Source organism: Pseudoalteromonas sp. Ld20, assembly GCF_045064175.1.
In the GTDB taxonomy this organism is placed as follows: Bacteria; Pseudomonadota; Gammaproteobacteria; order Enterobacterales; family Alteromonadaceae; genus Pseudoalteromonas; species Pseudoalteromonas neustonica.
Genome location: NZ_JBISHB010000043.1, coordinates 437,807 through 443,942, shown reverse-complemented (window position 1 = coordinate 443,942; position 6,136 = coordinate 437,807). Strand labels below are relative to the sequence as shown.

Genomic DNA, 6,136 nt, shown 5'->3' with positions numbered 1-6,136 from the left:
TGATAGCTGATAGCTGATAGCTGATAGCTGATAGCTGATAGCTGATAGCTGATAGCTGATAGCTGATAGCTGATAGCTGATAGCTGATAGCTGATAGCTGATAGCTGATAGCTGATAGCTGATAGCTTTTCTCTATGTTATAATCCGCGCAATTTTGGTATGAGTTAAGTGGCATAGTAATGATCTTAGATGACATCCGTATTGTTTTAGTAAACACCTCACATGCTGGTAATATCGGCTCAGCGGCACGCGCAATGAAAACCATGGGTTTATCAAAACTTTATTTAGTTGACCCAGCGTGTGAAGTCGATAGTCATGCCAGTGCATTGGCTGCAGGTGCAACAGATGTACTTGGTAACGCTGTGATTGTTGATACGGTTGCAGATGCAATTGCGGGTTGTGCACTAACGATTGGCACGAGTGCGCGTTCGCGTACATTATCTTGGCCGATGGTAGAGCCACGCGAGTGTGGAGAAAAGTTAGTTGCAGAAGCCGTAAATGGTCCTGTAGCACTTGTCTTTGGTCGTGAAAACAGTGGTCTAAGTAATGAAGAACTGCAAATGTGTAATTATCATGTATGCATTCCCGCTAACCCAGAATACAGTTCACTTAACCTTGCAATGGCCGTTCAAACGCTATGTTATGAAACACGCATGGCATTTTTAAATGAGCAGCCAAAAAAAGTCGAGCAAGATGACGCAGTATACCCAAGTTCAAAGCAAACAGAGTTGTTCTACGATCATTTAGAGTCAACATTGTTGGATACTGGTTTTATTATCAAGCAGCATCCTGGCATGGTGATGACGAAATTACGTCGTTTATTTAACCGTGCTCGCCCAGAGGATGCAGAACTAAATATTCTACGCGGTATTTTAACTTCAATAAATAAGTCTACTAAATAAGCGAAAGTTATAAGGCAATATACCCACTAATACTTGACTAAATTACTCAAGTAATTACAATGAGCACAATACCTGACTAAAACAGTCGGGTATTGAAGAATATTGAAGGCTCTAAGCTCACGGCTCTATAGCTGATTCGATATAATACTTGATTATTTTACTCTGGTAATTAAAATTTGCACTCTTTAGTAGTGCGGGGGCTCTATGAAGTTAACATCAAAAGGCAGATATGCCGTCACAGCGATGCTAGATGTTGCACTACATACAAGTGTAGGGCCAGTTCCCCTTGCCGATATTTCAGAACGACAAGAAATTTCGTTGTCGTATCTTGAACAATTATTTGCCCGATTACGTAAAAATGGTTTAGTAAGCTCAGTGCGCGGTCCAGGTGGAGGTTATCTACTTGGTCGAGATCCAAGTGCAATCTCGGTGGGCGATGTAATAAGCGCCGTCGACGAATCAGTTGATGTAACGCGCTGTCATGGCGCAACAGGCGGTTGTCAAAGCGGTATGCGTTGTTTGACACACACTTTGTGGTCAGATTTAAGTGCCCGCATAGAAGATTTTTTAAATGGTATTACCCTTGCTGAATTGGTGGAAAAGTCAGATGTGAAAGAAGTCGCATCTCGCCAAGATAACAGCGTTAATAATGCAATTAAGCAATTGGAAAATATTCAAGTAAGCTGTCAACTTTAGGTTGGCGTCCAGCGGAGAAAGAAATGAAGTTACCGATTTATTTAGATTACGCAGCAACCACGCCAGTTGACGAGCGTGTTGCAAAAGAAATGATGCAATGCCTAACAATGGACGGCAATTTTGGTAACCCTGCATCACGTTCACACCGTTTTGGTTGGCAAGCTGAAGAAGCGATCGATCAAGCACGTACTGATATCGCAGATTTAATTAACGCAGACCCACGTGAAATCGTTTTCACATCGGGTGCGACAGAATCAAACAACCTTGCAATCAAAGGTGCAGCACAGTTTTATAAAAAGAAAGGTAAGCATATTATTACCGCTAAAACTGAGCATAAAGCGGTTATAGATACATGTCGTGAATTAGAGCGTCAAGGTTTTGAAGTCACTTATATGGACGTTGAAGAAAACGGCCTACTTGATCTGCAAAAACTAGCTGACACAATGCGTGATGACACCGTATTAGTGAGCATTATGCACGTTAACAACGAGCTAGGCGTAATTCAAGATATCGCAACGATTGGCGAAATGTGCCGTGAACGTAAAATTATGTTTCATGTTGATGCAGCGCAAAGTGCAGGTAAAGTATTAATCGATATTCAACAGCTTAAAGTTGATTTCATGTCGTTCTCAGCACATAAAATGTATGGCCCTAAAGGTATTGGCGCATTATATGTACGTCGTAAACCACGTGCACGCCTTGAAGCGCAAATGCACGGTGGCGGCCATGAGCGCGGTATGCGCTCTGGAACTCTAGCGACTCACCAACTTGTTGGCATGGGTGCTGCGTTTAGAATCGCAAAACAAGATTTCGAAAAAGATTACGCCCATATCGCAGCGCTACGTAAGCGTTTGATTGATGGCATTATGGCTGATATGGAAGAAGTGTACTTCAACGGTACACCTGATCAATCAGTACCAGGAATTGTTAACATCAGCTTTAATTTTGTTGAAGGTGAATCGTTATTGATGGCTGTTAAAGATATTGCTGTGTCATCAGGTTCTGCCTGTACATCAGCAAGCTTAGAGCCTTCTTATGTATTACGTGCGCTTGGTCGTAACGATGAATTAGCACACAGCTCAATTCGTTTTAGTATTGGCCGTTTTACCACCGAAGAAGAGATTGATTATACCGTCAATTTAATGAAAAACTCTATCGGTCGCTTACGTGAGATGTCGCCTCTTTGGGAAATGCATCAAGAAGGTGTTGATTTGGATTCAGTTGAATGGGCACATCATTAATTGATGTGCACATCCGCTAGCAGGTAGTGAGGATAGTATTATGGCGTATAGTAATAAAGTAATCGATCATGTTGAAAACCCACGTAACGTAGGTGTTTTAGACAAAAATGACCCATCAGTAGCAACGGGTATGGTTGGCGCACCAGCATGTGGTGACGTTATGAAGCTGCAAATTAAAGTATCAGCTGAGGGCGTAATTGAAGACGCTAAATTTAAAACATACGGTTGTGGTAGCGCAATAGCTTCATCATCACTTGTAACAGAGTGGGTTAAAGGTAAGACGTTAGATGAAGCATCTATGATCAAAAACACTGATATCAGTGCTGAGCTTGAATTACCACCAGTGAAAATTCACTGTTCAATTTTAGCTGAAGATGCAATCCAAGCGGCAATTGCAGATTACAAAAGTAAACAAGCGAAGTAAGAGATAAATCATGGCAGTGACATTGACAGAAGCGGCAGTAAACCGCGTAGAATCATTTTTAGCAAATCGCGGAAAAGGCCTTGGCTTACGCGTAGGCATTAAAACGACGGGCTGTTCAGGTCTTGCATATGTTCTTGAGTTTGTAGACGAGTTATCTGATGGCGATGAAGTATTTGAATCCCAAGGGGTTAAAGTAATCGTTGATGCTAAAAGTTTAGTTTATATCGATGGTACTGAGCTTGATTACACCAAAGAAGGTTTGAACGAAGGGTTTAAATTTATTAACCCAAATCAAGCTGACGAGTGTGGTTGTGGCGAAAGTTTCACAGTATAAACAATAAAGTGATTGTATTTTTAAGCCCTGCACCTGTAGGGCTTTGTTCTATCTGAATTTTAAGCCAATATGTTAATTTGGCATGGTTGGAATTATGCGCTATTTTGAGTTATTTGCGATACCGGTTGATTACAATGTGGATTTGGTAAAAGTCAGTAAAAATTACCTAGATCTTCAGCGTGCTGTTCACCCTGATCGTCATGCTAATGCCAGCAGTCGTGATAAGTTATTAGCTGTCCAAAATGCCGCAGAAATTAATGACGCACTACAAATTTTAAAGCATCCGGTAAAACGTGCCGAGTACATGCTCAGTGAATTAGGTGTTGATATTCGTGCTGAGCAGCAAACACTGCAAGATCCGCTGTTTTTAATGCAGCAAATGGAATTACGCGAAGAGCTTGAAGAGTTAAGCACAAGTCACGATCCTGATACCGCGATTGCCCATTTTGAACAACAAATAAAACAACTTGATAGCCAATATAGTGCGCAGCTTGCGGAGCAACTAGCAAGTAATGATGAACAGCAATGGCAGCTTGCCGCGGATAACATTCGTAAATTAAAGTTCGTGTATAAATTGCGTGATGAATTAGAACGTATTGAAGACAGTTTATTCGACGATTAATTATCTAACTTACTGAACCATTGGTAAGTCAAACAAGAGTTAAAGAGCATTATGGCATTATTGCAGATTGCTGAGCCGGGGCAGAGCGCGGCACCACATGAACATAAGTTAGCAATAGGTATTGACCTTGGTACGACCAACTCATTAGTTGCGACAGTACAAAGTGGCGAAGCCCGTACATTAACCGATGTTAATGGCGCAGCCATGTTACCGTCTGTTGTACGTTATACCGCTGATGGTATCACAGTGGGCGAACTTGCTGCTCAAGCTGCAACACAAGACCCTGTAAATACTTTAATTTCAGTTAAGCGTTTTTTAGGTAAAACTCAAGCTGAAATAGAGCAAAGCTACGGTCAATTGCCGTATGATTTTTGTCAGCACGATGGCGCATTAGCGATTACCACCGCAGCTGGCAACATCAGCCCAATTACAGCTTCAAGCGACATACTAAAAGCATTAAAGCAACGCGCCGAAGAAAGCTTTGCAGGGCAAGATATTTTAGGTGCGGTGATCACGGTGCCAGCTTATTTTGATGATGCACAGCGCCAAAGCACCAAGGATGCCGCAGAACTTGCTGGCATTAATGTACTGCGATTATTAAATGAACCAACAGCCGCCGCGGTTGCTTATGGTTTAGATTCTGGCCAAGAAGGCATTATCGCTGTTTATGATTTAGGCGGCGGTACGTTTGATATTTCAATCCTGCGTTTAAACCAAGGTGTGTTTGAAGTATTAGCAACGGGTGGAGATTCAAGCCTCGGTGGCGATGATTTTGACTCATTATTAGTCGATCACTTTAAGCGTGAAACTGGTGTGATGACGTTATCTCCATCAGTGTTGCGCTTGTTCATTAATAAAGCAAAAGCCTGTAAAGAAGCGCTCAGTAAATATGCCAAGGTAAATGTTGGGCTAGAGTTTGACGATGAAAAACACATGGTTGAAGTCACTCGCGAAAAGTTTGAAGAACTAGCCATGGTACTGGTTAAAAAAACGCTTCGTTCGTGTCGCAGAGCAGTTAAAGATGCTGGCATTACAAATGATGAAGTACTGCAAGTCGTGATGGTGGGTGGTTCAACCCGTATGCCAATTGTACGCAGTCAAGTTGCCGAGTTTTTTAATAAAGAGCCACTGACTTCTATCGACCCTGATCGCGTAGTTGCACTGGGCGCGGCATTACAAGCTGATGTATTAGTAGGTAATAAGCCTGATTCAGACATGTTATTACTTGATGTATTACCATTGTCCCTAGGCTTAGAAACAATGGGTGGTTTAGTCGAAAAAATCATTCCACGTAATACCACAATACCGGTTGCTCGCGCACAAGAATTTACGACCTTTAAAGATGGTCAAACGGCGATGTCGTTGCATGTATTACAAGGCGAACGTGAGCTGGTTGATGATTGCCGTTCTTTAGCTAAATTTAGCTTAAAAGGTATTCCACCAATGGCAGCCGGTGCTGCGCATATTCGTGTTACCTTCAAAGTAGACGCCGATGGTTTACTTAGCGTATCAGCCATGGAAAAATCAACGGGCGTACAAGCTGAAATTCAAGTTAAACCATCGTTTGGCTTGTCAGATGACCAAGTTGCTAACATGCTTAAAGAGTCAATGACCAATGCTAAAGGTGATATGCAAGCGCGTATGCTCAAAGAGCAGCAAGTTGAAGCATTACGTGTTATTGAAGCACTTTATGCATCATTGGCAACCGATAGCGCTTTACTTGATGAAAAAGAATTAACTAACTTGAATGCTGAAATTGCTAAACTGGTAACAGTTCGTGAGACAGCCATCGAGCCAAATGAAATAAAAGCAGCCATTGAGAAAGTTGATAACGCCAGTAGTAAATTTGCTGAGTTAAGAATGGATGCATCGATTAAAAAAGCACTGCAAGGGCAGTCAGTAGACAACGTTTAAAAG

7 protein-coding genes are annotated in these 6,136 nt (G+C 41.9%); all 7 read left to right on the top strand.

The genetic code is table 11. The annotated features are described in order from the left end of the window. The first annotated feature begins 179 nt into the window (after positions 1-179). The 7 genes from trmJ (at position 180) to hscA (ending at position 6,133) form a co-directional block, all read left to right on the top strand. Positions 180-902, top strand: coding sequence for a tRNA (cytosine(32)/uridine(32)-2'-O)-methyltransferase TrmJ (gene trmJ / locus ACJJVX_RS19115; RefSeq protein ID WP_054204461.1), 723 nt, complete (start codon positions 180-182; stop codon positions 900-902). Between the two features lie 204 nt (positions 903-1,106). Continuing rightward, complete coding sequence (iscR, locus tag ACJJVX_RS19110; RefSeq protein WP_054204460.1) at positions 1,107-1,598, top strand: Fe-S cluster assembly transcriptional regulator IscR; 492 nt, start codon at positions 1,107-1,109, stop codon at positions 1,596-1,598. Between the two features lie 23 nt (positions 1,599-1,621). Beyond that, positions 1,622-2,839 carry an IscS subfamily cysteine desulfurase gene (locus ACJJVX_RS19105; protein ID WP_054204459.1) on the top strand — a complete coding sequence of 406 codons (1,218 nt, stop codon included), beginning with the start codon at positions 1,622-1,624 and terminating at the stop codon, positions 2,837-2,839. A gap of 40 nt (positions 2,840-2,879) precedes the next feature. After that, a complete protein-coding gene (gene iscU, locus ACJJVX_RS19100) occupies positions 2,880-3,263 on the top strand; it encodes a Fe-S cluster assembly scaffold IscU (RefSeq protein ID WP_054204458.1) in 384 nt (127 codons plus the stop codon). A gap of 10 nt (positions 3,264-3,273) precedes the next feature. Continuing rightward, complete coding sequence (iscA, locus tag ACJJVX_RS19095) at positions 3,274-3,597, top strand: iron-sulfur cluster assembly protein IscA (RefSeq protein WP_054204457.1); 324 nt, start codon at positions 3,274-3,276, stop codon at positions 3,595-3,597. Between the two features lie 94 nt (positions 3,598-3,691). Continuing rightward, positions 3,692-4,219, top strand: a complete 528-nt coding sequence (hscB, locus tag ACJJVX_RS19090; RefSeq protein ID WP_054452812.1) for a co-chaperone HscB — start codon at positions 3,692-3,694, stop codon at positions 4,217-4,219. Positions 4,220-4,270: 51 nt separating this feature from the next. After that, positions 4,271-6,133, top strand: a complete 1,863-nt coding sequence (hscA, locus tag ACJJVX_RS19085) for a Fe-S protein assembly chaperone HscA (protein WP_054204455.1) — start codon at positions 4,271-4,273, stop codon at positions 6,131-6,133. The last annotated feature ends 3 nt before the right edge of the window (positions 6,134-6,136 follow it).